Origin of the sequence: Sphingomonas sp. (assembly GCF_025362505.1) — a bacterium.
Classification (GTDB): Bacteria; Pseudomonadota; Alphaproteobacteria; order Sphingomonadales; family Sphingomonadaceae; genus Sphingomicrobium.
The window spans coordinates 13,358-39,533 of record NZ_JANYGG010000061.1 but is presented as its reverse complement, the minus strand read 5'-3'; the positions used below and the strand labels follow the sequence as shown (position 1 = coordinate 39,533).

General features: G+C 64.0%; 22 protein-coding genes and 1 tRNA gene. 13 read left to right on the top strand and 10 right to left on the bottom strand.

The features are described from left to right. Positions 1–16: 16 nt before the first annotated feature. Both Q0R27_RS05115 and Q0R27_RS05110 read right to left on the bottom strand, forming a co-directional pair. Positions 17–2,875: a DNA methyltransferase gene (locus tag Q0R27_RS05115; protein WP_293941728.1), complete on the bottom strand. Its 2,859-nt coding sequence runs from the start codon at positions 2,873–2,875 to the stop codon at positions 17–19. A 48-nt stretch (positions 2,876–2,923) separates the two neighbouring features. Continuing rightward, the gene (locus Q0R27_RS05110; RefSeq protein WP_293941725.1) at positions 2,924–3,469 is read right to left on the bottom strand and encodes a recombinase family protein; all 546 of its coding nucleotides are present in this window, start codon (positions 3,467–3,469) and stop codon (positions 2,924–2,926) included. Between the two features lie 166 nt (positions 3,470–3,635). On the opposite strand from Q0R27_RS05110, the gene Q0R27_RS05105 reads away from it, so the two are divergent. Beyond that, entirely contained in the window at positions 3,636–4,502 is an 867-nt protein-coding gene (locus tag Q0R27_RS05105) for a hypothetical protein (RefSeq protein WP_293941722.1), read from the top strand. A gap of 449 nt (positions 4,503–4,951) precedes the next feature. On the opposite strand, the gene Q0R27_RS05100 is transcribed toward Q0R27_RS05105, so the two are convergent. Together Q0R27_RS05100 and Q0R27_RS05095 are read right to left on the bottom strand one after the other, a co-directional pair. Next, positions 4,952–5,119: a hypothetical protein gene (locus Q0R27_RS05100; RefSeq protein WP_293941720.1), complete on the bottom strand. Its 168-nt coding sequence runs from the start codon at positions 5,117–5,119 to the stop codon at positions 4,952–4,954. Positions 5,120–5,409: 290 nt separating this feature from the next. Then, entirely contained in the window at positions 5,410–6,003 is a 594-nt protein-coding gene (locus tag Q0R27_RS05095; protein ID WP_293941717.1) for a hypothetical protein, read from the bottom strand. Between the two features lie 91 nt (positions 6,004–6,094). Between Q0R27_RS05095 and Q0R27_RS13450 the strand changes: the two genes are divergently transcribed. Next, the gene (locus Q0R27_RS13450; protein ID WP_366079887.1) at positions 6,095–6,358 is read left to right on the top strand and encodes a helix-turn-helix transcriptional regulator; all 264 of its coding nucleotides are present in this window, start codon (positions 6,095–6,097) and stop codon (positions 6,356–6,358) included. Positions 6,359–6,413: 55 nt separating this feature from the next. Here Q0R27_RS13450 and Q0R27_RS05090 read toward each other — a convergent pair whose 3' ends face one another. Next, the gene (locus Q0R27_RS05090) at positions 6,414–7,436 is read right to left on the bottom strand and encodes a site-specific integrase (RefSeq protein ID WP_293941714.1); all 1,023 of its coding nucleotides are present in this window, start codon (positions 7,434–7,436) and stop codon (positions 6,414–6,416) included. 129 nt (positions 7,437–7,565) lie between these two features. Then, positions 7,566–7,641: transfer RNA gene (locus Q0R27_RS05085), tRNA-Ala, on the bottom strand. A 250-nt stretch (positions 7,642–7,891) separates the two neighbouring features. Between Q0R27_RS05085 and Q0R27_RS05080 the strand changes: the two genes are divergently transcribed. Beyond that, entirely contained in the window at positions 7,892–8,878 is a 987-nt protein-coding gene (locus Q0R27_RS05080; RefSeq protein ID WP_293941712.1) for an NADP-dependent oxidoreductase, read from the top strand. Between the two features lie 65 nt (positions 8,879–8,943). Here Q0R27_RS05080 and Q0R27_RS05075 read toward each other — a convergent pair whose 3' ends face one another. Beyond that, on the bottom strand, positions 8,944–9,846 hold the full coding sequence (locus Q0R27_RS05075; RefSeq protein ID WP_293941709.1) for a neutral zinc metallopeptidase: 903 nt from the start codon (positions 9,844–9,846) through the stop codon (positions 8,944–8,946). Between the two features lie 120 nt (positions 9,847–9,966). Here Q0R27_RS05075 and Q0R27_RS05070 point away from each other — a divergent pair, with 120 nt between their 5' ends. Next, positions 9,967–10,752 (top strand): 3-hydroxybutyrate dehydrogenase, encoded by a 786-nt coding sequence (locus tag Q0R27_RS05070; protein WP_293941706.1) that lies wholly within the window; start codon positions 9,967–9,969, stop codon positions 10,750–10,752. A 90-nt stretch (positions 10,753–10,842) separates the two neighbouring features. Then, positions 10,843–11,478 (top strand): DUF4893 domain-containing protein, encoded by a 636-nt coding sequence (locus Q0R27_RS05065; RefSeq protein WP_293941703.1) that lies wholly within the window; start codon positions 10,843–10,845, stop codon positions 11,476–11,478. On the opposite strand, the gene Q0R27_RS05060 is transcribed toward Q0R27_RS05065, so the two are convergent. Beyond that, positions 11,479–12,411 carry an aldo/keto reductase gene (locus Q0R27_RS05060; RefSeq protein WP_293941700.1) on the bottom strand — a complete coding sequence of 311 codons (933 nt, stop codon included), beginning with the start codon at positions 12,409–12,411 and terminating at the stop codon, positions 11,479–11,481. It lies immediately after the preceding gene. A 91-nt stretch (positions 12,412–12,502) separates the two neighbouring features. Here Q0R27_RS05060 and prsK point away from each other — a divergent pair, with 91 nt between their 5' ends. From prsK to Q0R27_RS05035, 5 genes are all read left to right on the top strand, one after another. Further along, positions 12,503–14,611 (top strand): XrtA/PEP-CTERM system histidine kinase PrsK, encoded by a 2,109-nt coding sequence (gene prsK, locus Q0R27_RS05055; protein ID WP_293941697.1) that lies wholly within the window; start codon positions 12,503–12,505, stop codon positions 14,609–14,611. Then, positions 14,608–15,987 carry a PEP-CTERM-box response regulator transcription factor gene (gene prsR, locus Q0R27_RS05050; protein WP_293941694.1) on the top strand — a complete coding sequence of 460 codons (1,380 nt, stop codon included), beginning with the start codon at positions 14,608–14,610 and terminating at the stop codon, positions 15,985–15,987. Before prsK ends, prsR begins: the two co-directional genes overlap by 4 nt. Before the next feature lie 77 nt (positions 15,988–16,064). Next, positions 16,065–17,882 (top strand): DUF885 family protein, encoded by a 1,818-nt coding sequence (locus Q0R27_RS05045; RefSeq protein ID WP_293941692.1) that lies wholly within the window; start codon positions 16,065–16,067, stop codon positions 17,880–17,882. Between the two features lie 43 nt (positions 17,883–17,925). Continuing rightward, entirely contained in the window at positions 17,926–18,114 is a 189-nt protein-coding gene (locus tag Q0R27_RS05040) for a hypothetical protein (protein ID WP_293941689.1), read from the top strand. Between the two features lie 334 nt (positions 18,115–18,448). Continuing rightward, complete coding sequence (locus Q0R27_RS05035; RefSeq protein WP_293941686.1) at positions 18,449–19,633, top strand: aminotransferase class V-fold PLP-dependent enzyme; 1,185 nt, start codon at positions 18,449–18,451, stop codon at positions 19,631–19,633. Positions 19,634–19,669: 36 nt separating this feature from the next. On the opposite strand, the gene Q0R27_RS05030 is transcribed toward Q0R27_RS05035, so the two are convergent. Continuing rightward, positions 19,670–21,484, bottom strand: a complete 1,815-nt coding sequence (locus Q0R27_RS05030; protein ID WP_293941683.1) for an ATP-binding cassette domain-containing protein — start codon at positions 21,482–21,484, stop codon at positions 19,670–19,672. Positions 21,485–21,661: 177 nt separating this feature from the next. Here Q0R27_RS05030 and Q0R27_RS05025 point away from each other — a divergent pair, with 177 nt between their 5' ends. The 3 genes from Q0R27_RS05025 (at position 21,662) to Q0R27_RS05015 (ending at position 24,142) form a co-directional block, all read left to right on the top strand. Then, positions 21,662–21,958, top strand: coding sequence for a PepSY domain-containing protein (locus Q0R27_RS05025; protein WP_293941680.1), 297 nt, complete (start codon positions 21,662–21,664; stop codon positions 21,956–21,958). A 139-nt stretch (positions 21,959–22,097) separates the two neighbouring features. Beyond that, positions 22,098–22,763, top strand: a complete 666-nt coding sequence (locus Q0R27_RS05020) for a response regulator transcription factor (RefSeq protein ID WP_293941677.1) — start codon at positions 22,098–22,100, stop codon at positions 22,761–22,763. A 74-nt stretch (positions 22,764–22,837) separates the two neighbouring features. Beyond that, positions 22,838–24,142 carry an ATP-binding protein gene (locus Q0R27_RS05015; protein ID WP_293941731.1) on the top strand — a complete coding sequence of 435 codons (1,305 nt, stop codon included), beginning with the start codon at positions 22,838–22,840 and terminating at the stop codon, positions 24,140–24,142. 6 nt (positions 24,143–24,148) lie between these two features. Here the strand turns inward: Q0R27_RS05015 and Q0R27_RS05010 are convergent, their stop codons facing one another. Further along, entirely contained in the window at positions 24,149–26,140 is a 1,992-nt protein-coding gene (locus tag Q0R27_RS05010) for a response regulator (protein ID WP_293941674.1), read from the bottom strand. Between the last annotated feature and the right edge of the window lie 36 nt (positions 26,141–26,176).

Genomic DNA, 26,176 nt, shown 5'->3' with positions numbered 1-26,176 from the left:
GTCTTCAAAACTGATATTATTTCCTGCGAGAAACTTTCGCCGCGTTGGCGGCGATAGCACTTAAGTTTAGCTGTAGGAGCTGCTCCAAAGCCTCCTCGGTTGATATACTGGGGTCCCATCCATAGGCCACCGCCACGGCCGCATCCAGTTCCGCATGGGCGTTGGTCAGCCACGTTGGACGTTCGTTGTAGAGGGCCGTGAGGGTGCGTTTGGCGAGCCTGATAGCGGCAATCTCGCTGATAGGAAGGCAGCGCGGCGGAAATCCAGGCACCACCTCGGGTTCGGCTCGAACCAGCTCGGGTGGATTAAGCCAAGCCTCGCGCAATTCGTCCAGCCGCCTTGCCGCCTCCCCCACGGCATTAAGCTGATCCCGGGGCCTCTCGCTTGAAGGTTGGTCTGGAATGACACCAGCTGGAAATGGGAACGTCTCAAAGCACTTCGACGGGGTATATTGCGGGTCGTTTCCCACGCCGTGCCACCCGCCGAGACGAAGTGACCAAGCCTCGTGGAACCTTGAATGGAGAACACCAAAGAATAGGTCGTCACTACGGGCGAAGGCATTCACCCGTGCATCGGGTAACGTGGAGCCGGGGGTCCATGCAAACAGGCGAAACTTAGCGACGCGCGGGGTTACGATTAGGCGGTCTAACCCGCTTGTTGCTCGCTTCAGGTCGGCACCGGAACGTCCGAGCTTCCACCAATTCACCCGCCGCTGTGCATCCCGGTTGGCATCGCGGCTCGGTTTGACGACCTCTCGGACATACTCAAATGGCGCCTCGTACATAGCTGCCTCGCGCTCGGACAACCCACCAAAATCGATTATCCAATGGCCTGTCGGCCGTCGCACAACGTCAATCCCGTTGACCCACGGACGCAATACATCAGCGTTTTGTCGCCCATTGGGGTTGGTGGGTGCGAGCAGCCACTCTCGAGCAAGGTCGCCGGGGACCTCGAATTGTCCGACCTTGACCGGGCCTTGGAACGCAATCCCGAGGTTTGATGAGAGGCCACGGGCCTCGGTTAGATCGTCTGTCGAACCAGAAAGGTCAGAGTTGATTTGCTCCGCCGCTGTCCCGTTTAGCTGAGCCTGTGGCTCGCGTGCAGAGGACATGCAGATGATGGACACTCGGACCGCTGCCCCGTCCACTACCCACGGCTCATCACTCCACGCCTCAAAAATACGTCCTGCTTCAGCAAGAGGTTGAAGCACGGGTCGATTGGCACTCCCACGGATTGAGTTTGTCGTGACCAGTCCTGCGCGCCCAATCGCGGCTTCGGCGAGTAAAAACCCAACCTTGGCCACCCAATACGTAACGAGGTCCGCCCCGCCCGGAACGACGCCCTTGTAGGCATTGAAAAGCCGTTCAACGTAGCTGTCTCCCAAGCTAGCTCGCAACCGCTTGTTGCCCAAGAAGGGGGGGTTGCCGATGATAACGCTCGCGGCGGGCCAAGACGCTGCCCCATCACCCTCAAGAATCGCATCCCGGCACTCGATGTTAGAGAGAGGCCGAAGCACCGGCTGGCGTGGGATGCTAAAGCCATTCCGGCGCATCCACTGTATCTCACCAATCCACACCGTCACCCGCGCCAACTCCGCGGCGTAGGGGTTCAATTCGATGCCCAGCACGTTCTCCGGGCCAACGCCGGGGAATTCACGCTGTAATCCCACCGCTTCGGCTTCGAGACCAGCCCGATGCTCAATGTCCTTGAGAGCGCGAAGGGCCAAATAGAGGAAATTACCGGAACCACAGGCCGGGTCCAACACGCGATAGGCCCGCAATCGGTCTAGGAAGCCCTTGTAGAGTCCCGCAGCCGCTGCCCGCCCCTTTGCCTTCACTGACGGCGACGCCCCCTCTCCGGCCTTCTCGAGGGCCTTCTCGATGGCTTCCTTAGTGGCAGCCCAATCAGCTAGCCAAGGCCCCATTATCACTGGGTCAACAATGCGCATGATGTTGTCGCGGTCGGTGTAGTGGGCACCAAGCTGGGCTCGTTTGCTTGGGTCTAATCCACGTTCAAAGAGCGTCCCAAGGATTGAGGGATCAATCTCACCCCAATCCAACGCCGCCACCCGACGGCAGAGGGCAATATCGTCCGGCCCCAACGGAAGCGTTTCATCCGTGTCGAATAGCCCACCATTGAAATGCTCGACCCTCTCAAAGCCGACCATCCCGCCGTTCCTCATCGCGGCGAACAGGCTACCAGCCAAAGCCTCAAAGTCGCCGCCCGCATCGGCCGCTTGGAGCATCCGCGAGAACATGCCGTTGGGGAGGAGCTGAACGTCCTCCGCAAACATGCAGAAGACCAGACGGTTGATGAAGTGGGCGACGGCATGTGCCTCGTGGCCCCGCTCCCGTAGGTTGTTAGCCAGCGTGGCGAAGTCGGCCGCAGCCCGCGCCGTGAGGGTTGCCCGCGTCGTTCCAGGCCGGAGGCGCTCGGGCTCCGACATGGCGAACTTGAGAATGTCGCGTTTGCTGGCGTCCCGAAGGTCCTCAAGGGATAACTCGTGGACCTCACTGACGCTGTTCGTCCAATTCGTGCGGACAATGAATCGCTCAAGGTCGCAGACGATTAGGAGCGGCGGATTTTCGAGGGCCAGAGCATATTGTTGAAGCTGGACAAAGGCGACCGTTAGGTCCTTCCGCTTGCCTTTGTATTCCCAGCCAAAGTGGCCGCGCTTCCAAACGTCGGCCCAACCATTGGCGCCAGTCGTCTTTGATGCCCCGCGCTCAAAACAATAGCTCGTGCCGCTCGGGTCGGCTTCAGCTGGCGTGGGCTCGCCCAAGAGCCGGCATAGGTCGATAAAATGCTCTTGGGCGGCCGAACGCTCCTTGAGGTCAGCCGCCCGCCATTTCCTGATAAACTCGTCGACAGTCACGGCTCGGTTGTTACACGGTCGGGCCGTCGCGCCTAGCCACCAATAAGCCTACACCATCCCTAGCGCCCTGTAGACGCTCGTGCGCCCCACCTTGAGCTGCTTGGCGATGGCAGCTGGCCCAATGCCCTGGGCGTGAAGATCAGCTACGGCCTGGCGGTCAACACTAGGCTTGCGGCCCTTGTAGACGCCAGCCGCCTTCGCCTTGTCGATACCTTCGCGCTGACGTTCCTTACGAATGTCCGTCTCAAACTCAGCGACGGCGCCCAAAATAGCCAGTACCAGCTTTCCCATGCCGCTGTCCGTGTCCACGCCCGCTTGCTGTAAGCACCGAAACTTCGAGCCCTTCTTCGTGAGCGCCGCTATGATGTTATGGAGGTCCTGGGACGAGCGAGCCAAGCGGTCCAGACGAGTGACGACAAGCGTGTCACCGTCGCGGACGAAGTCCAACGCCTCCCCCAAGGCGTCCCGGCCATTCGTAGTCGTGCCCGTCCGCTTTTCCTTGAAGACCTTCTCGCATCCGGCCGCGACCAGTGCATCCTGTTGAAGCTCGAAAGACTGACCTTCACTCGAAACCCGCGCATATCCGACCAACATGATAGAACCCCTGTTCCGTTAGACTCTAGACCCTCGCCTTGTGACGTTCCACAATGCCAAAGTCAACCCTATCGGAACATCCTATTTGTGCCACGTTGGGAGCCCGTATGGGTATACCCCAACAGAACTCCTCGACGGGGCAACCGTGACCTAATATGCTCCCGGCATGACCCCAAAGAAGCCACGTAGGTATTTCAGCGCCCGCACATCGCCAAACGCCGATGCCGGACGGCTCGATTTGGAAACACTAAACTCCCTGTTTTCCTATGCCTTTGACCATTTCTGGTCGAGCGGCTATTTTGCCGAGGCTTTCGGACAATCCTGCACCGACGGTGACATAGAGGGTGCAATCGGCTCCAATGTAGAGGCCTACGTTACCTCAACAATCATGAAGTCTGGTCTGTGGCCCATCAACAGGCGCCTCCACAATTATAGTGAGGCTGACCTTTTTGACTTGATAGAGTTCTTGTTCGACCACGTTGGCAAACCACAGCAGAAAGATTTTCATGACTGGAACGGCTGTGGTTATCACTACAGCGATTTCAACTCGGCACTCGGTCAGGAGGATTATCGTGACCGGCTGAACCCTTTGCTGGAGCGCTACGGGCCGGGTTACGTGCTGGATGCGCATGGAGAGCTAATGGAATTGAGCCCCGAAGGATTGGGACATCTCCTGTCCGCACAGCTACCTTCATCCGACGCCACCGTAACCGAAAAGGTGAAAGGCGCGGTTTCACGCTTCCGGCGCTATGGTAGTAGCATAACCGAACGCCACCAGGCCGTCCGCGACCTTGCCGAGGTTCTTGAGTGGCTCCGCCCGCAAATCAAGACCGCCCTACTCAAGAAGGATGAGCAAGAGCTTTTTCAACTGGCTAACAATTTTGGGATTCGCCACCTCCGACAAGACCAAAAGTTAGAATATGACCGTGCTGTATGGTTGAGTTGGATGTTCTATCACTATCTCGCGACGATCCACGCTAGCGAGCATATCCTGAAACGCCAAGCAACTGCCCCTCGACCAAATCGAGCTTGATGTTCACGAATCGTTCCGGTTTCTCTATGCGTCGGGAATGTCCACCAAGCATATACGCACGACCTCAGACCTTGTCCGCTTCGGTGCGAGCGTTCGCGTGGAATGTGGAACCTGTGGCGCCGCTAGGACAATGTCGGGGCCAATGGTTGCCCGTCAATGTGGAGCCGGGACAATAGAGGCAGCCAGCCGTCGATTTCGTTGCTTGCGGTGCGGTGCGAAGGAGGCTCGGCTGGTGGTCCTCTCGCCCCTTTGACGAGCGAGGGCGGATCCCTTTGGGTCCCCTATCGCCAAACTTTCGGGTCCCTCCGTGAACCCTCCCCACCTGACTTCAAAAAAGCCGCTAAAGCCGCTCGGCGGTTGTTGTTACTTGGACCTTCACGAGGCGCGTGAACCTCTCAGTAGGTGGCCGGACCTCCGATGATGGGTGGGAAGCAGACATTTCTAGATATTCAAGCGCGCTGTTCGCGCGGCTCTAAGGCTTCCGTATCCTGCAAGCGACTCTCGTATTCGTTGGCCATCTCTTCATGGATCTTTGCAACAGCCGGATCGCCTGAGGCCATTGCTCGCTGGCGCTCCTCGCGTGCTCTAGCAGCATAATAGGATTGTGTGTCGCTCATCCTCTTTCCCTCGCCCAAAGGGTTTTACGCCAATGCGAAGCGGGTCTTCCGGCAACGCGTATCAGAATTATCAAAACCCGAAACTGGGTTCAAGAGCCTCGGATCTTGACGGAGCGTCGGCTATGAGTCGTTTGTCGACAGCCCGCTAATGGGGCGTAACCATTCATGGTACTCCATAACGTCATAAAAGACTCTAGGAGCCCGTCAGGACTCGCTACGGCACCGCTAGGCCTTGCGGGCTACGTGGGTAGCGCAATTCTCTACTTTCGACTCCAGCCGCCGTCCTAGGGTCAGCCGGAGCCACCAAACAAATGCTGGCCCGAAGGCCACCCCGCGCTCGGCCAAAATCGTACAATCATCAAAATAGCTGCTAACACGAGCAGGCGCAGGAGCCACTCGATATTATTCGCCCTGCTTGCGATAGTCATTCGAGTTAGCTCGCCTTGTTCTTCTACGGTGCTCGCGAGATACTGGAGCTCGCTCGCTAGACTGTGGATACCTGACGCCGCATTTTCGACCTCCTTGGATAACGTTTGGAGGTGTGGGTCGATGGCGAGCCTATCGGCCGCTTCTTGAAGCCCCTCAACACTTTCAATTAGCTGGGCAAGTGACGCCAGACCTTCGAGCTTTTCACCCAGCTCGGACGCAATTTCCCCCCAAGTCCCGTTATCCCGCGGAGGTACTCCGATAGCATCCAGTTTTCCAGCCAGCTCGACTCGGATCCCCTCTACAGCTGCGCAAAGTTGGGGGAGCGCTTCCAAACCTTCCAGCACCATTGCTTCGCGGGCGATCCGTTCATAGTCCCCCGCCGCAAGCATTTCCGCATGGAGACTTTGCAGTCGCGCTGAGGGGTTACTCGCCAGCTCGTCGTCAACTTGGGCCATAAGCGATCCCCACCCCACTGTGCGCGCCTTAAGTTTATCACCCATTCTGTCACAGATTCTGTGACCTGTCTAAGATGCTCGACAGCGCTGTGTGGCAACTGGTCGAGCAACTACGCCGGGCTTTCGGGACCCGCGCTACCGGCAACTAATCGAACGTCTCTCTGCCGAGCGACGAACGCTGAACATGACTCAGGCTGAATTGGCCATAAAGCTTGGCCTTCATAAGCAGTTCGTGTCGCGTGTAGAGCTTGGAGAACGGCGCTTAGATGTGATCGAACTAGTGGACTTCGCTCGTGCGCTTGGAATCGATCCGGCTTCGCTCGTCACGGCGGTAGGCACCCCGAGTGAACGCTAGCGTCCATTAGGAAAGCACGCGCCACGACTACGTTACTCACTTGGATCGTGCCCCGCTATTGTCGGCTGGTTCCAGGTTCCCACGCCCTGCCTTTGAGCTTCATCGCCAAGTCCATCGGCTGGAGGTGGGTGTAGCGGGCGAGCATCCGATAGTCCTTGTGTCCGCTGATTAAGGCTACCTCCGCCAGCGTCAGACCAAGCTCACAGAACCGCGAGATAGCCTCGTGACGCAAGTCGTGGAAGCGCAGGTCCACAAGGCCCGCACGGCGTCGTAGGCGCTCCCAGGAGAGCCGTAGAGCGTTGGCCGTTATGGGAAACACCTTTCCTTGGACCTCAGCTTCCGTGCGCCTGTGGCGAAGGATAGAGACGGCTCCGTCGGTCAGTGGAATGGTTCTTGCCTTGCCCGATTTGGTGACTGGTATGTGCGCTGTCCGCTGGACCAGGTCGACGTGACGCCATTCCAAATTAATTATTTCAGCTCGGCGCAGCGCAGTCTCGATTGCGAGCCGCACGATGGGCCCCACTAAGCCATTACGGGACGCCCTCGACGCCACCTCCAGTTTCTCAAGCTCTCCCTTTCGCAATCGGCGTTCTCGGGCGTTGTCTACGGTGGGTTGCTGGACAACAGCGACGGGGTTCCGAGCCAAAGCGTAACCCCACTCGCGGCTGGCGATGTTCAGGGCATGGGTTAGAAGTGCAAGCTCACGGCGAACGGTTGCGGGCTTCACGATGCGTAAGCGTCGGTCCCGGTACGCTGCGATGGCATTTGGTTCCAACGAACCTAGGTCAGTGTCGGCGAGGGGGTCTCTCTGTAGCTTCGCAAGCCTTAGGTTCTCGGAAGCGGCACTTCTCTTCCTCGGGGTCACTTCCGCCTTGTAGCGGTCGAGCAGGGAACGCAGGGACAAGCCTTTGGGACTAAGCGTACCGAAAGGAACCTTCCCTTCGTCAATCGCACCCTCCACCTGACGCGCCCAAGCTAGTGCCTCGGCCTTGAATCGGAATGTCTTGTATTGAGGAGCAAAGCCCTTGCGGCGCACCTGAGCAAACCAGCTCGTGCCGCGTTTCGTTACAGTCGCCATATCTGTCGCCCTTGTGTCAGGTTTGTGTCAGCGAGCGACACGAGCGAGTCGACAGGACGACAGAAGGACGAGCAGCGTCCTTAGGTTATCCTCGTCAGTCCAATGGCTTAGTTGATCGACGGCCGAGCGTGGTGGAGCTGAGCGGGATCGAACCGCTGACCTCTGCAGTGCGATTGCAGCGCTCTCCCATCTGAGCTACAGCCCCGCACCCGGCGAGCGTGCCCAATAGCGGCGCTTGGCAAGGCTGGCAACGGCCTCTTTCCTCCTTCCTTCACTGGGTCGATGCGGCCCTACGGTCGGTCCCGTCCGGCGGGAACGGCACCAGCATTGTCTTCATTCAGCAACCTCCACCATCTCGCGGCCGGGGGCCGGCGAAGACAGCCCTTCCCCGTCAGCGCTTTTCTTTTGCGTGGTAGCGCGCCAGAGCGGGCCCACCCAATCCAAGGAGAGTGAAGATGGCCCGCGCCTGGCACCTGATGAGCCGCCCCATTGGCATGCCCACACCCGACAATTTCGCGCTTAAGGAGATCGCCCTGCCCGCGCTCGAAGACGGCATGGTGCGGGTGAAGAACCATTTTCTGTCGGTCGACCCGTACATGCGCGGGCGGATGAACGACACGAAATCCTACGTCCCGCCGTTCGCGCTAGACGCCCCGATGGAGGGCGGCGCGGTCGGCGAAGTGGTCGAGTCGCGCGATCCGGGGTTCAAGCCGGGCGACACCGTGATGCACATGCTCGGCTGGCGCGACGAGGCGGTGGCGCCGGCCTCCGCGCTCAACAAGCTGCCCGACCTCGGCGTTGCGCCGCAGGCGTTCCTCGGCATCCTCGGGCTGACCGGCGGGACGGCCTATTTCGGGCTGCTCGAGGCCGCGTCGGCCAAGGAAGGCGACATCGTGTTCGTCTCGGCTGCGGCAGGTGCGGTCGGATCGGCGGTGGTCCAGATCGCCAAGGCCAGGGGAATGACCGTGATCGGGTCGGCCGGCGGCGCGGAGAAATGCGACTATGTCCGTACGCTCGGCGCCGACGAGGTGATCGACTACAAGGCCGGACCACTGGTCAAATCCCTCGGAGCAGCGGCCCCGAACGGGATCGACGTCTATTTCGACAATGTCGGCGGCGATCACCTCGACGCCGCCCTCGCCCATGCACGCAAGGATGCGCGCTTCGCGATCTGCGGGATGATCGACAACTATAATCGCGGCGAGCCAGCGATGTTTCGCTACATCATGCGCGTCATCGGGATGCGCATCCGGCTGCAAGGCTTCATCTGGACCGATTATCTCGGTCACATGGGCGACTTCTACCGCGACATGGGCGGCTGGATCGCGAACGGCCAGGTCAAGAGCCGCGAAACGGTGGTCGATGGGCTGGAGCAGACGCCAGAGGCGTTCCTCGGACTGTTCTGGGGCAAGAACACGGGCAAGATGCTGGTCAAGCTTTAACCGTCATTGTGAAGGGCGAGCTGACGAAGCAATCCGGCGCGGGCAAGATCTGCTGGATTGCTTCGTTACGCTCGCACTGACGGTTGCTGCAAATTCACGCACTGCGCCGGGTCGCCGGTCGTCAGCCCCTTCTGCAGCGCCGCCATCCGCGCCGCCGACGATCCGTGGGTGAACTTGTCGGGCATCACCCGCCCCTGCGTTTCTTTCTGCAGCGTGTCGTCGCCGATCGCCATGGCGGCGCGCATTCCTTCCTCGACGTCGCCCGGCTCCATCAGCGACTGGCCCTTGCTGTCCCGAGCGGTCGCCGCCCACACCCCGGCATAGCAGTCGGCCTGCAGCTCGACCCCGACCTGGATCGCGTTGCCCTGCGTATCGCTCGCCCGCGCCTGGGCGTTGTGCGCCTTGTCGAGAATGCCCTGCATGTCCTGGACATGGTGACCGACCTCGTGCGCGATAACATAGGCCATGGCGAAGTCGCCCGGCGCCTGAAAACGCTGCGAGAGCTCGTTGAAGAAGCTGGTGTCGAGGTAGATCTTCTTGTCGGTCGGGCAGTAGAATGGTCCCATCGCCGACTGCGCCGCGCCGCAGCCTGAATCGTCCGAACCCGAATAATACACCAAAGTCGTCGGCTCGTAGCGGCTGCCCGAGGCTGCGAACAGCTTGCCCCAGCTGTCCTCGGTCGAACCGAGTACCTTGAGCGTGAAATGCTGGATCGTCGGGTCGAGGCTGCTCTTGCCGCCCGGCGCGCTGACCGACGAGCTGGGCATGACACCGCCGCCAAGCCCGCCAAGCGACGTCAGCGCGCAATAACCAAGCGCGAGGAGGATGATCCCGACAATCCCGAACCGGCTCGCGATGAGCGAGAAGATCAGGCCGAGCCCGCCGCCGCCGCCACCGCCGAAGCCCATTCCGCCGCGGCCGGTATCGTCCTGGAAATTTCCGCTTTCGCGCTGGTCGTCGAGCCGCATGGCGAGATCCTCCTGTGTGGCTACTCAATGCGCGGAGGCCGTGCCGGTTGCAAAACATTCGGTTGGCGATCGGCATCCGCCCGCTATGAACGCCGGAGAAATCTCATTCAGGAAGAGCAGATGATCCTCACGGGCAAGAGCGCCATCGTCACCGGCTCAACCTCGGGCATCGGGCTCGCGATCGCCAGGGTGTTCGCTGCCGAGGGAGCGAGCGTGACGATCAACGGTTTCGGCGATCCAGCGGCGATAGAGGCGGAACGGGCGGCGCTCGAGGCGGCTGCGGGAGCGCCGGCGCGCTATGATCCCGCCGACCTGACCGATCCGGCGGCGATCGAGCGGCTGGCGCGCGGTTGCCACGAAGCTACGGGCGGCCCCGACATCATCGTCAACAATGCGGGGGTGCAGCATGTCTCGCCGATCGAGGATTTCCCGGCCGACCAATATGAGAAGATCATCGCGCTAAACATGAGCGCCGCCTGGTATCTGACGCGCACCGTGGTGCCGCTGATGAAAGCGCGCAAATGGGGCCGGATCCTGTCGACCGCCTCGGCCCACAGCCTGGTCGCGAGCCCCAACAAAAGCGCCTATGTCATGGCCAAGCACGGCATCGCGGGGATGACCAAGACCGTCGCGCTCGAGCTTGCGACGACCGGGATCACGGTCAACTGCATCTCGCCCGGCTATGTCTGGACGCCGCTGGTCGAGAACCAGATCCCCGACACGATGAAAGCGCGTGGCCTGACCCGCGAGCAGGTGATGAACGACGTGCTGCTCGCCGCGCAGCCGACCAAGCGGTTCGTCACCCCCGAGGAGGTTGCGGCAATGGCGCTGTTCCTGTGCCGCGAGGAAGCCGGGTCGATCACCGGCTCGAACATGAGCATCGACGGCGGCTGGACCGCGCAATAGAGCCTGATTGACGTTTCAGATTGATATAATCTGAAACGATCATGGTCTAGCCGGTTGCGGCGGGCGGCGGGGCCGCCTAGCCTTGGTGTGATGCGATTTCTCCTGCCCGCCGCGGCGCTCACCCTGCTTTGCGCCTGCTCGTCGATGGAGCGAACGCTCAACCGCGAGGGAGCGATCATCGACCAGCCGGCGCGCGACTGGCACCTCGTCGCCACCGATGCCGACCGCGCGCGGCTGCGCGACTGGCGCGGCGCGTTCGTCGAGGGGTTGGCGGCGGCGCGGCGGTCCGGCGCCGGGGCGAAGGTCGACGCCGAGGGCGCCCTGCTTGCGCCCGATGCCGCGCTGCCCGGCCCGGCGATCCCCAACGGCACCTATAACTGCCGGGTGACCAAGCTCGGCGCCAAGTCGGCCGGGCTGCTCGACTATATCGCCTATCCCGCGTTCACCTGCCGCGTCCGCGCCGAGCGCGGGCTGCAGGGGTTAGCCAAGCTCAGCGGGTCGCAGCGGCAGGTCGGACTGATCTTCCCCGGAGATGCACTGCGCACCATCTTCCTCGGTACGCTGATGCTCAGCGACGAGAATCGCACGATGCAATATGGCGGCGACCCCGACCGCGACGTGGCGGGCTATGTCGAGCGGATCGGCCCGCAGCGCTGGCGGCTGCTGATACCGCGACCGACGTTCGAATCTCAGATCGACGTGATCGAACTGGTTCCGGCCGGATAGCTACTCGCTCACGCGATCCAGCAGCTCGATCTGGCCGGGCGTCAGCGTCAACGTTAACGCAGCCACCTGCTCCTCGACCTGCGCGAGGCTTGTTGCGCTCGCGATCGGTGCGGTAATCCCGGGCTGGGCCATCGTCCATGCCAGCGCGATCGCGGCGAGCGACGCTCCGCTCTCACGCGACACCTCATCGAGCGCGGCCAGGACCTTTGGTCCCTTGCCCTCGAAATACTCGACGTTTCGTAAACCACGAACCGATTTCCCGAGGTCGGTTCGCGACCGGTACTTGCCGGTCAGGAACCCATTGGCCAGGCCGTAAAATGGGAACATCGCCAGCCCCTGGCCAAGCACCACGGCGGCAATCGCCTCTTCGAACTTTTGCCGCTCAAGCATGTTGTACCAGCCTTGGTACGCGCTCGGTACCGTCAGCCCCGCATGGTGCGCGACGTGCAACGCCTCCTCGATTCGCGGCGCCGTGAAGTTGGACAGGCCTATCGCCCGCACCTTGCCCGCCTTTACCAAGGCGTCGATCGCGCCAAGGCTGTCGGCCAGAGGCACCTTCTCGTCATCCTTGTGCTGGTAATAAAGGTCGATCGTTTCGATCCCCAGGCGCGCAAGGGAGGCGTCGCACGCCGAAGCGATTGTGTCGGGCGCGAGCCCGGCCATGAAGCCGACCTTGGTTGCAATGACGACCCGGTTCCGCTTGCCGGGCTGCTTTAGCCATTTGCCGATAATCGTCTCGCTCTCGCCACCCTCATTGCCGGGCACCCAAGCCGAATAGCCGTCAGCAGTGTCGATCATGGTGCCGCCGGCATCGACGAAGGCATCGAGAATGGCGAAGCTCGTCGCCTCGTCGGCGGTCCAGCCGAACACGTTCCCGCCCAGTGCGAGCTTCGCGACCTCGATCCCGCTCGACCCCATCATCCGCTTCGTCATCGCTTTCTCCCGTGGGCACCGCCTTGCCGAAAAATGGCTGTTTCGCCAAGCGTTCACCACTTCTTTGTAAATTTTGCCGACAGTGCGCGCCATGTCGGGCGAATTGACAGTCGAGCCGGTGCTCAGCTTCTGGACGCACGCGATGGCGGCCGCCGCCTTCGCGTCGCTGCTGCTGTGGCGGCTGCGGACCGGGGTCAGCGATCGCAGCCAGGCAATGCTCCTCGCCGCCTACCTGCTGACTGCGGCGTGGGCTTGGCTCGCGGCGATCGGCGGTCCCGCCTCGCCGCTGGCGGTGCTGGCGGAGACCTTCCGCAACCTCGTCTGGATCGCGCTGCTCTACGGCCTCGCCGCGCCCGAGCGGATCGAAGAGGCGCCGGCGGGCGGCGTGCGCCTGGTGCTCGGCGCGGAGGCACTGGTGATCGGGTGCCAGCTGGTCCTGAACATCCTGACGATCTCGGCGACCGTGCCCGCCGACGTCGCCCAAGCCTTCGACCAGACCTCGCGATTGCTCCGCGTGGTGATGGCGGCGGGCGCGCTGATTATCGTCCACAATGTGTACGCGCAGGCGGCGCCGTCGAGCCGTGGGCCGATCCGCCTGGCGATGTTCGCACTGGCGCTGTCGTGGGGCTATGATCTCAACCTTTACACCTTCGCCTATCTCGGCGCGCCGCTTGCCGACAGCCTGCTGACGTGGCGCGGACTGCTGATCGCCGCGACGATGCCGCTGTTCGCGCTCAGCCGCGGGCAGGAGAAGGGCTGGCGCATCCGCCTGTCGCGCACCGCGGCCTTCCAGTCGCTCTCGCTGCTCGCGATCTGCGCCTATTTCGCGGTGATGGCGATCCTCGCGACCGCGCTCAAGGGCACCGGCTGGGACTGGACCCAAGGCCTGACCGTCGGCGCGATCGCGGCCCTGACCATCGGGGCGATGGTCCTGCTGCCGTCGTCGCGCGCGCGCGCCTGGTTCAAGGTCAAGCTGGCCAAGCATTTCTTCGAACATCGCTATGACTATCGCGCCGAGTGGCTGCGCTTCACCGGCACGATCGGCCGTAGCGGCGCCGAGGCCGCGCCGCTCGGCGAGCGGGTGGTGAAAGCGTTCGCCGACATTCTCGACGCGCCCGGCGGGCTTCTGCTGGTCTCCGACGAGGCCGGCGCGATCGATCCTGCGGCGGCATGGAAGTGGCCAGGCAAGCCGCTCGCCGCCGGCGATCCGCGCCCCGCCGCCGCTTTCTGGCGCGGGGTCGAGGCGGAGGGCCGGATCGTCGACCTCGACGCGGTTCGGCATGGCCATGAGGATCGACCGCTCGACGTCCCCGACTTCATGATTGACGACGCGGTCGCCTGGGTCGGCGTGCCGCTGATCCACCATGAACGGCTGGTCGGGTTCGTCCTCCTTGCCGCGCCCGATTACCGCCGCTCGCTCGACTGGGAGGATTTCGACCTGCTGCGCACCGCCGGGCGGCAGGCGGCATCGAGCCTCGCCGAAGCGCACGGCCAGGAAGCGCTGCTCAACGCCCAGCGGTTTGAGGAATTCAACCGTCGCTTCGCCTTCATCCTCCACGACGTGAAGAACCTCGTCAGCCAATTATCGTTGCTGTCGCGCAACGCCGAGCGCCACGCCGACAACCCCGATTTTCGCGCCGACATGGTCGCGACGCTGAAGAGCTCGGTCGGCAAGATGAACGACCTTCTCGCCCGGCTCGCCCCGCAGGGCGGCGCGCGGCGCGAGCGGGCTGAGCCGACCCCGCTACGCGACCTGCTGTCCGCCGCGATCGCCGCCAAGCGCCGCGACCATCCGGTGCGATTGCTCGGCGATACGTCGCTATGGGCGATGGTCGATCCGCCGGGGCTCGAGCAAGCGATCGGGCATTTGCTCCAGAACGCGATCGACGCGTCGGAAAGCGGCGCCCAGGTCACGGTCCGCGTCACCGCCGACGGCGACGAGATTGCCATCACCATCATCGACAGCGGGATTGGCATGGACGCCGAGTTCGTCCGCCACCGCCTGTTCCAGCCGTTCGCATCGACCAAGGATGGCGGCTTCGGCGTCGGCGCGTTCGAATCGCGCGCGCTCATCACCGCGATGGGCGGGCGGCTCGCGGTCACCTCGACACCCGGCAAGGGCAGCCAGTTCGTCATTCACCTCATCGCAGCCGAGCCCGCGCAGGGCCGCCACGCGACCCCACAACGGAAGATCGCATGACCGACACACCAGAACTGCCCGTGCTGTTGATTATCGAGGATGACGAGGGGCTCCAGCGCCAGTTGAAGTGGGCTTATGAGGGCTATCGGGTGATCGTCGCCAGCGACCGCACCTCGGCGATCGAGCAATTGCGCGCGCATGAGCCCGCGGTGGTCACGCTCGACCTCGGCCTGCCGCCAGATCCCGACGGGACGGCGGAGGGGTTTGCGACGTTGACCGAGATATTGGCGCTGAAACCCGACACCAAGGTGATCGTCGCGTCGGGCCACGGCGCGCGCGAGTCCGCGTTGAAGGCAATCGCGCTCGGGGCCTATGATTTCTATCGCAAGCCAGTCGACATCGACGAGCTCGGCCTGATCGTAGCGCGCGCATTCCACCTCCAGGCGATCGAGCGCGAGAACCGGCTGCTCGAGGAGCAGGGCGGCGGCGATACCATCCTGGGCTCGCTCCTCAGCGCCGCGCCCGAAATGACGAAGGTCGCGCGGACGATCGAGCGCGTTGCCGGCGCCGACGTGTCGGTCATGCTGCTCGGCGCATCGGGCACCGGCAAGGAATTGCTAGCGCGGGCGGTGCACGAACTGTCGCCGCGCGCGCGGCGAGAATTTGTCGCCATCAACTGCGCCGCGATCCCCGAAAACCTGCTCGAGGCCGAGCTGTTCGGCTATGAGCGCGGCGCCTTTACCGGGGCGGTCAAGACGACCCCGGGCAAGATCGAGCTGGCGCAGGGGGGCACGCTGTTCCTCGACGAGGTCGGCGACATCCCCCTTCCGCTCCAAGTGAAATTGCTGCGCTTCCTCCAGGAGCGGGTGATCGAGCGGATCGGCGGACGGACGCCGATCGCGGTCGACACGCGGATCGTGTGCGCGACCCACCAGGATCTCGACGCGATGCAGGCCGACGGGCGGTTCCGCGAGGACCTTTACTACCGCCTCGCCGAAATCGTCGTGAAGATCCCCAGCCTCGCCGAGCGCCCGGGGGATTCGGTCCTGCTCGCGCGCCATTTCGCCACGCGATACGCGCGCGAACTCAACCCGCGGGTTCAGGGCCTCGCCCCCGATGCGCTCGCCGCGATCGACTCCTATCCGTGGCCGGGCAATGTCCGCGAACTGGAGAACCGGCTCAAACGCGCGGTGATCATGGCCGACGGCAAGATGGTCGGCGCGGCCGATCTCGACCTCCCCGGCGCGAAAGGCACCGACCCCGACGAGCGCGACATCGCGCTCAACCTGCGCGCCGCGCGCGAAGTCGCCGACCGCCGCGCGATCCGCCAGGCGCTGACCCGAACCGAGAATAATATCTCGAGCGCGGCCAAATTGCTCGGGATCAGCCGACCGACGCTCTACGACCTGCTCAAGCAATATCATCTGCAGACGTAGCGTTGAGTTCGACCGGTGGGCTTGCCAGCGCGGTCGCCGGGCCTAGCATCGCGCCCCTGATCATCAGGGGATTCGCCATGGACCGCCGTCAATTTCTCGCTACCAGCGGTGCCGCCGCGCTGGTCGTTTCGACCGATAGTGTCGCCGCGCCGCTTGGGCGGGGGGCCGGGGGCGATGCGCGGCTGAACTTGCTGTTCGACCGGATTTTCGCCGACCAGATCGCGCATTCGCCGACCAATGCGACCGCGCTCGGGCTCGACAAGGGGCCGAATGCGCGGTTGAAGTCGATGCTCGAAACGCGGCCGTATCAGCTCGCGCGGGCGCAGGATATGGCGCGGCGGACGGGCTATTTGCGTCAGCTTAATGCGGTGCCCTCAGCGGGGCTGTCGGCGGCGGCCAAGCTCAATCGCGAAGTCGTGCTCTACGACATTGCAACCGACACAGTGGCGCCGCGGCGGTTCGGTATTAACAGCGCGATCAGCCCCTACATCTGGAGCCAGCAGGACGGGGCCTATTTCTCGATCCCCGATTTCCTCGCCAACACCCACACAATCGCGACGCGCGGCGATGCCGAGGCCTATCTCGCGCGGCTCGACCAGTTCGCGACAGTGATGGATAACGAGAGTGCCGAGCAGCGGCGCCAGGCGGCGCGCGGCTATGTCGCGCCGGGCTGGTCGCTCGACCTCGTGTTGAAGCAGATGCACTCGCTGCGCGACGAGCCGGCGGCGACGAGCGGGCTGGTGACCGCGCTGACCTCGCGCGCGGCCAAGGCGGGGATCGCGGGGGACTGGCAGCGGCGCGCCGAGGCGATCGTCAGCACCCGGGTCTATCCCGCGCTTGACCGGCAGATGGCGCTGGTTCAGCAGCTGCGGTCGACGACGCCGGCGGGTGACGGGGCGTGGCGGCTGCCGCATGGCGACGAGATTTACGCGGTGGCGCTGGCCCAGGCGACGACCACCGACCTGACGCCGGAGCAGGTCCATGTGCTCGGGCTGCAGCAGGTCGCCGAGATCAGCGGGCAACTCGATGCTATTCTCAAGGCGGCGGGTTACACGAATGGCAGCGTCGGCGAGCGGCTGACCGCGCTCAACGCCTCGGCGGCGCAGCAATATTCGAACGATGACGCTGGCCGCGCGGCGCTGATCGCGAGCCTCAACGCCGGGTTTGCCGACATGATAACGCGGCTGCCTCGCGCCTTCGCGACGGTGCCGCATCGCAGCCTCGAGATCCGCCGCGTGCCGCCGAACATCCAGGAAGGCGCGCCCAACGGTTATTACCAGCCGGCGACGATCGATGGCTCGCGTTCGGCGATTTACTACATTAATTTGAAGTCGACCTCGGACTGGCCCAAGTATCAGCTGCCCGCGCTGACCTATCATGAGGGGGTTCCGGGCCATCATTTGCAGGGCGGGATCGCGCAGACCTCGGGCGCGCTGCCGATGATCCGCCGCAACGCCTATTATTCCGGCTATGGTGAGGGCTGGGCGCTTTATGCCGAGCAGCTGGCCGACGAGCTTGGCGGCTATAACGGCATCGAGCGCGCGGGGTATCTGCAGTCCTACCTGTTCCGCGCAGCGCGGCTGGTGGTCGACACCGGGCTCAATTCAAAGCGGTGGAGCCGCGAAAAAGCGATCGATTACATGGTCGCGACGACAGGGTTTGCACGCCCGCGAGTGCAGCGCGAGGTCGAGCGCTATTGTGCTTCGGTCGGGCAGGCGTGCAGCTACAAGATCGGCCATCTCGCCTGGACCCGCGCGCGCGCCGAGGCGCAGGCGACGCTGGGGGCGAAGTTCGATCTCAAGCAGTTCCACGAGGTGCTCAAGGAAGGCGCGATGCCGCTGACCATCCTCCAGCGCCGAATCCGCGAGCGCACGCAGGCGCAGCTACGCGGCTAGGTTGGTCCGTGCTATCGTCCGACTTCGAACGAAGGGAATTGCCATGAAGACCTTGCTGTTGATCGTCGGGGTGTTTGCGCTGCTGATGGGGATATTGTGGGTCGGACAGGGCACCGGGGTGGTCCACTGGCCGGCATCGAGCTTCATGCTCGACCAGCGGCCGTGGGCGACACGCGGGGCGATCCTGGCGGTGGTCGGCGTCGCGCTGATCATGTTCGCGCGGCGGCGGTAGGGTCGGACTCAGCGCCGCGAATGTTGACAAGTTCACACATGTTCACGCTCGTGACGCTATTTGCGCGAAGGAAATTCGGAAAGCTGCAAAGAGCGAACGAGGACGAGACTCAATATGACAACTTTGGCATTTTAGGGCGGCTTTAGGACAGTATTTTCGCCGATGTCCGCAATGGGTGGAAAGGGGACCCTAGAACAGCGTCCGCCTTCGGGCGGACAGCGGCGAATGGGACCACCGCGCCCAACATGTCATTGTCCGCATCGGCAACACGGGGGCAGCAGTTATGGACGCGTTTGGAACGACCAGTCGGCGGGGTTTGATTCAGGCTCTGGGGTTGCTGCCGGCGCTCGACGTCGCCAGCGTGAGCGCTGCAGTCCAAGGTGGCCCACTGATCCCCGCTGGTGAGCTGAGCCTTCCTCCCGGTCTGATCCATCTCAACACAGCGTCAGCCGGCCCGACGCCCAATCGCGTCCTCGCCCGCACTATCGCGGCATGGCGGCAGCTCGAGAGGGATCCGGTTGCACAATGTTATTCCGACCAGCCCGACACCGTCTTCACGGCGGCAGACGATGTGCGCGGAAAGGCAGCAGCGCTGCTTGGCTGTTCCGCAAACGAAATCCTTTTTACACGTGGAACAACGGACGGAATCACGACCCTGGCCCATAGCGTGAAGCTGAACGCTAGGGATCGGATTCTTTTATCCAATCTTGAGCACGAAGGCGGCGAGGTCGGATGGCTACACCGGGAGAAAATGAGCGGTGTGGTAGTCGATCGTATTCAGCTGCCCTTCGAAGAGCATGATCCGCAGCGGATCGTAGATGCCTATGCTGCCGCGCTCACACCGAAGACCAAAGTGATTAGCGTGAGCCACGTTCTAGCTCCGACAGGCTTGCGAATGCCAGTTGCAGAAATCGCCCGGATCGCGCGGTCGCGCGGCGTGCTTTGCGTGGTGGATGGAGCCCAAGCTGTCGGGCAAATAAGCTTCGACGTCCGGTCCATCGGCTGCGACGCCTATGCGACGAGCGGTCACAAATGGCTGATGGGGCCCAAGGGGACGGGCTTCGTTTATATCGCGAAGAACGCGGCGGGCGCTTTCGATCCGCCGCAATGGCAGCTCGGCCGGGCGGTAGGTTCGAATTCTGCCGGTCTCGCGCCGCTCACGATAGTTGTCGGTCTCGGTGAAGCGCTCGATGCCACGCGAGCGCTCGGCATTCACCGGATCGAGGCCTACAACCGTGGTCTGGCGAACACCGTGTATACGGAGATGACAAAGATGCCGCAGTTGCGCATTGTGAGCCCAACCCCGGGCGCCTGTTCGACAGCAATGGTGGCGGCGATGTTGCCCCCAGCGATCGATGCCGACCGGTTACGTGCTGCGCTCCGGACACGGCACAATGTTGTAATCAAGCGGGCGGAGAGGCGCTGGTTTAACGGCATCCGCCTGTCGCCTCACGTCTTTAATGATGAAGTGCAGGTTGCAAGGGCTTTAGCCGCGCTACGGACAGAGCTTGCGGGCTAATGTCCGCAAGTGGATCGCAAGCAGACATTCTGACGCTTACCCTCTCAGCTGTTCCGCCATCTCGGCGACCTCCAGCCAGCGGTGTTCGGTCGCTTCTTTTTCGGTGCGTTTGGCGTCGATGGCTTTGGTGAGGGCAGCGAACTTTGTGGGGTTCTGGGTGTAGAGGTCGGGGTCGTGGATGGCGGCTTCGGCTTCGGCAATCTCGCGTTCGAGGCGCTCGACTTCGGCGGGGAGGCGATCGAGGTCGCGCTGGTCCTTGAAGGAGAGTTTGCGCGCCGGGGTGGCGGGTTTCGGCGGAAGTAACCCACCCCCGCTCGCCTTTGGCGAGTCGCCCCTCCCTTTCAGGGAGGGGGTGTTCTTGCGCTTGGCCCAATCCTCATACCCGCCCGCGACGATGTCGACCTTGCCCGACCCGTCGAGCCCGAGCGTCACGGTCACCGTGCGGTCGAGGAAATCGCGGTCGTGGCTGACGATCAGCACGGTACCCTCATAATCGGCGATCACTTCCTGGAGCAGGTCGAGCGTTTCGAGGTCGAGGTCGTTGGTCGGCTCGTCGAGTACCAGCAGGTTGGACTCGCGGGCGAATTCGCGCGCGAGGAGGAGGCGCGACCGCTCCCCGCCCGACAGCGACGCGATCGGCGCCTCCGACAATTCGGGCGCGAACAGGAATTCCTTGAGATAGCCCTTGATGTGCTTCTTGACCCCCCGCACTTCGATCCAGTCGCCGCCTTCGGCCAGCACGTCGCGGACCCGGCGCGATGGGTCCATCAGCTTGCGCTGCTGGTCGATGACAATCCCCGACAGCGTCTTGGCGAGCTTCACCCGTCCCTCGTCGGGCTTGAGTTCACCGGTCAGCAATTTCAGCAACGTCGTCTTGCCGGCGCCGTTCGATCCGACCAGCCCGATGCGGTCGCCGCGCTGCACGCGCAGGGAGAAATCCTTGATGATGGTGCGCGCGCCACCGTCCTTGTCCGGAAAACTCTTCGTGACATGCTCGGCGTCGATCACCGTCTTGGTCTTCACATCGTCGCGGGCAAGCGCGAGGGCCGCAGTGCCGGGGCCGCCAAGCATTGCGGCCCTCGCCGCGCGCATGTCGTTGAGCTTGGCGAGCCGCCCCTGGTTGCGCCGCCGCCGCCCGGTTACGCCGCGCTCGAGCCAGTGGAGCTCGATCTTCAGCTTGGCGTCCAACTTGTCCGCCGCGCGCGCCTCCTCGTCAAAGACGGCTTCGGTCCACGCATCGAACCCGCCAAAGCCGATCTCGGCCCGGCGCAGCGTGCCGCGATCGAGCCACAGGCAGCTTTTGGTCAACCGCGTCAGGAATGTCCGGTCATGGCTGATGACGATGAACGCGCCCTTGAACCGTCCGAGCCACGCCTCGAGCCAGTCGATCGCAGCGAGGTCGAGATGGTTGGTCGGCTCGTCGAGCAGCAGCACGTCAGGGTTCTGCGCCAGCGCCCGAACTATCGCCGCACGCCGCCGCTCGCCCCCGCTGGCGGTCGCGGTCGGACGCGTCAGGTCGATTCCGATCTGGTCGGCGATCGACGCCGCGTCATGGGGTGCCGGCGCGTCGTTCCCCGCCGCGACCCAGTCGCCGAGCGTCTCATGCGCGCTGACCTGCGGGTCCTGCTCGAGCAGCACCACTTTCGTGCCCGGCACGACGCTGCGCCGACCCTGGTCGGTATCGACGATCCCGGCGATACATTTGAGCAGGGTCGTCTTGCCCGCGCCGTTGCGGCCAATCAGCGCCAACCGGTCGCGCGGCCCGATATGGACGTCGAGCCCGCGGAACAGCCAGCCTTCGCCCTGAACGAGGCCGAGATTTTCGAAACTGAGCACGGGAGGGGAAGCCATATGGCGCCCCTAGCCGAGCGGCGCGGCGGCGTCACCCGCTGGCCCAGCGTCGTGGCCCCGCATCGTGCCTTGCGCGCCACATCTTCGCGCCAAATCGACCTGAACCCCACTCGACAAGATCATTCATAAGGCATTCAATGCATCGTCCGTAAACCGGTCGGCGAAGTGAGTTTTGCCATGCGCCTGTATTCGTTGCTCTTCGGCGCTGCCCTCGGCAGCGCCATGATCGCCTCCCCCGCGCTGGCCGACCGGCCGCGCGACCAGGACCGTGCGTTCCGCGCGACTCAGGAGGGCCGCTCGATGCCGCTGCCGCGAATCGAGCGGCAGGTCGTACCGAGCATGGGCGGGGCCGACTATCTCGGACCTGAATTTCGGGGCGACACCTACCGGCTCAAATTCGTCCGTGACGGGCGGGTGATCTGGGTCGACGTCGACGCCGCCACCGGGCGCGTCATCGGCAAAGCGGGCAATTAATCACATTCCTCCCCGGCTCGTCCGGGAGCGGGTCGCCCCCATTGACCTTCCCTCTCTCTCACCCCAATTTCGTTCCGGCCAAGCAACCGTTCAGCTTCGCGCGTGTTGAGACCATGACAATGAAATTGGGGATGACCGAATGCGCGTGCTGATCGTCGAGGACGAACCGAACCTGGGGCGCCAGCTGCGCTCGACGCTCGAGGGCGCCGGCTACGCCATCGACCTCGCCACCGACGGCGAGGATGGCCATTATCTGGGCTCGACCGAGAATTACGATGCGGTGGTGCTCGACCTCGGGCTGCCCGAAATCGACGGGCTGACCGTGCTCGACCGCTGGCGCAAGGAGGGCAAGCGCATGCCCGTCCTCGTGCTCACCGCGCGCGACTCATGGTCGGACAAGGTCGCCGGGCTCGATGCCGGTGCCGACGATTATCTCGCCAAGCCGTTCCAGACCGAGGAGCTCATCGCCCGCCTCCGCGCGCTGATCCGCCGCGCGTCGGGCAATGCCTCGTCGGAGCTGATCTCGGGCGACATCCGCCTCGATACCCGCTCGGGCAAGGTCACCAAGGCCGGCGAGCCGGTCAAGCTGACCGCGCAGGAGTATAAATTGCTGTCCTACCTGATGCACCACAAGGGCAAGGTAGTCAGCCGCACCGAGCTCATCGAGCATATCTACGACCAGGATTTCGACCGCGATTCGAACACCATCGAGGTGTTTGTCACGCGCATCCGCAAGAAGCTCGGCGCCGAAATCATCACCACCATCCGCGGACTCGGCTATAGCCTCGAGGACGTCCCCGCTTGACGGACAGGCCCGCCGACTTGCCGGCGGTGAGGGGGGGGCGATCGCCGCGCGGCACCGGGTCGCTGACCCGCCGGATGATCGGCGTCGCGGCGCTGTGGATCGGGGTGCTGCTGCTGATCGGCGGGTTCGCGCTCGATCGCGTGCTGTCGCGCTCGATCGGCGAGAACTTCGACAGCCAGTTGACCTATGTGCTCAACGCGATGGTCGCGGCGTCGGAGATCGGCCCCGACGGTGAAGTCCGTTTTAACCGCCCGCCCGCCGACCAGCGCTTCCTCGAGCCTTACTCGGGCCTCTATTTCCAGGTCAGCGGCGCCAGCGCCGACACCTTCCCGTCGCGCTCGCTCTGGGACCGTCGGCTGCAGGTCGGGGTTCACATCGACATCCACCTCCACGAATATGACAGCGACGAATTCGCGAATGAACCGCTTCGCGTCGCCGAGCGGGACGTGCTGCTGCCCGGGTCGAAGGTCCGCTGGCGTTTTCAGGTTGCTCAGTCGCGCGAGACGATCGACGCGCAAATCCAGGCGCTGCGTGTCACCCTGCTGTGGAGCTTCCTCGCGCTCGGCGCAGGGCTGGTGGTGCTCGCCGCGCTGCAGGCATTTTACGGACTATCGCCGCTCCGTCGGGTGCGCCGCGAACTGATCGCAATCCGTTCTGCCCGGCAGGAGCGCATCGGCGAGGATTATCCGCGGGAAATCCATCCGCTGGTTCATGAACTCAACGCCCTGCTCGCCCATAGCGAGGAACAGGCCGAGGAAGCGCGGCGCCATGCCGGCAATCTTGCCCATGCGCTCAAGACGCCGCTGACGGTCATCACCAACGCCGCCACCGCGCACGCGCCAGACCTGTCAGACACGGTCATTCGCGAATCCTTGGTCATGCGCCGCCAGGTCGACCACCACCTCGCCCGCGCCCGCGCCATCGGCCGCCGCGCTTCGGCGCAGGCGCGGGCGACGGCGTGGGACAGCGTCGAAGCGGTCGAGCGCGCGGTCAGCCGCCTCTATCCCGACGTTACCGTCGACATCGCCGGCGACCACGCCGCGTGCGTCCGGGTCGAGCGCCAGGACCTCGACGAAATGCTCGGCAACCTCGTCGAAAACGCCGCGAAATATGGCGGCGGGCGGGTGTTCGTGACGGTCGAGCCTGCCCACGACGGCACCGTCGAGATCCTGATCGAGGACGATGGCACCGGCATCCCCGAGGCCGACCGCCAGGTCCTGTTCGCGCGCGGCGCGCGGCTCGACACCGACAAGCCGGGCACCGGGCTCGGCCTCGCGATTGTCCGCGATGTCGCGCAGATTTACGGCGGGTCCGTCGCACTCGACGAGAGCGAGGATCTCGGCGGGCTGCTCGTTACTCTCAGCCTGCCCGCCGCGTGACGCGGGTCAGGCACTGAGCGCGGCAACCAGGCTGACAAGCTGGGCGGCGTCGAACGGTTTCTTGAGGATCGGCGTCTCGCCGGCGGCGCCAAGCACCGACTCGCTGTCGGCATGGCCGGTCACGATCAGGAACCGCGAATCGGGCCGCACCTCGCGAGCGCGACGGATCAGTTCTGCGCCGTCCATCCCTGGCATCGCGTAATCGGTGATAACCAGATCGAAGCGGCGCTGGGAGATTGCCGCGAGCGCGGTCTGGCCGTCGCTGACCGCATCGACGTTATGCCCCGCCTCCTCCAATGGCCGGACGATCACCGCCCGAACCAGCGGGTCGTCGTCGACCACCAGCAGGCGAAGCGACTCCGTACTCGCCGCTGCAGTCACGTCGATCGGCATGCGCCGGGAACGCGCCACGCCGTCGCACCGGCGCAAGAACAAGGTGACCGTGGTGCCAATGCCCGGTTCGCTGGCGATGTCGAGCCGCCCCCCGGCCTGGGCGGCGAATCCGAACACCTGGGCAAGGCCGAGCCCTGTTCCCTGCCCGACCGCCTTGGTCGTGAAAAACGGCTCGACCGCGCGGCGGCGGGTTTCTTCGTCCATGCCCTCGCCCTCGTCGATGACCGCCAGCGCCACCTCGCCGTCGTCTGGCGACCCCGAAGCCGTGACGATCACCTGGATCAGGCTACCCGGGCGCGACGCGTCGCGGGCGTTGATCGTCAGGTTGAGGATGGCGAGCTCGAGCTGACTGAGGTCGCCGAACGCGCAGACCGATGGCTCGACCGCCCCGATCTCCACCCGGTGGGCGTCGCCGACCGACTGGCGAACGAGGTCGGCCACGTCGATCAGCATCGCAGCCACATCGATCGGTTCGATCAGCAGCTTCTGGCGACGCGAGAAGGCGAGCAATTGCGCGGTCAGCTTGCCGGCGCGTTCGGCCGACGCCAGCGCGCGTGTGAGCATTCGGCGAGCCGAGTCATCGATCCCCTTGCGCTTCGACACAAAGTCGAGCGCGCCGATCACAGGGGTCATCAAATTGTTGAAGTCGTGGGCGATCCCGCCGGTCAGCTGGCCAAGCGCCTCGAGCTTCTGCGCCTGCTGGACCCGTTCGGCGATGCGCCGCCCCTCGGTGACCTGGCGGAGCGCGAACCAGGTCAACACCGCCGCCAAGGCCAGCGAGAGCATCGCGGCAAAACCCATCGATGCCAGGAAGCGGCGCGCCGGATCGTCGATATGTTCCGATCCGAGCGCGAGATGCGCCGACCAGCCGGACAGCGGGGAGCGCACGAACGCCGTATAATTCTCGAACCCTTCCAGCGTGATACCGCGATAGATGCCGCTGCTGGCGCGCGATGCGACGGCGGCGACGAGATATTTCGATCCCGGCCTCGCGAAATGCGCCTCGCCGCCGAGCGAGCGCGCGATGAAACGGCCATCGGACGTTGCCAGCGCGGTGACTTCATAATCGCCCTTGGCCGGAGGCATGGCGGCGGCGAAACCGCGAGTATTGACCAGCAGGCGAACGATCAGCCGCGCGCCCGCCGGACCTTTTGCCGCCCGTTCCGCGATCATGCAGGGACATCCTGGCCCGCGCGCGAAACCAGCGAACCGCGGGCTCTCGCTGGGCGGCGGAAGGTGGTCGAGGTCCAGTGCGGTGCCGTCAGTGCCGACCTTGGCCAGCAGCTTGCCGGTGAGGGCGTCACTCAGGATCAGCTCGGTCCAGTCGCGATTGAGTCCGATCAGCTCGACCGCGCGCGACTTGAATTCGGCCAGGTTGCCATCGCGCAGCGAGCGCGTGGTCGCGATCGCGTCGAGCGCGGCGAAATGGCGCTTCACCTCACCATCGGTGCTGGCGATCATCATCGTGGCCGAGGCGAGCGCGCGTTGTTCAACCGAGCGACGCTGCTCGCGGGCGCTGAAACCCGATTGCAGGATTAGGAACAGCAATAACGGAACGAGCGCTGCGGCCGCCACCAGCCAGGCCAATCGTCGCAGCTCGTTCATCCGCGCGTCCTGCCATCCACCCCCTGCTCGGACAAG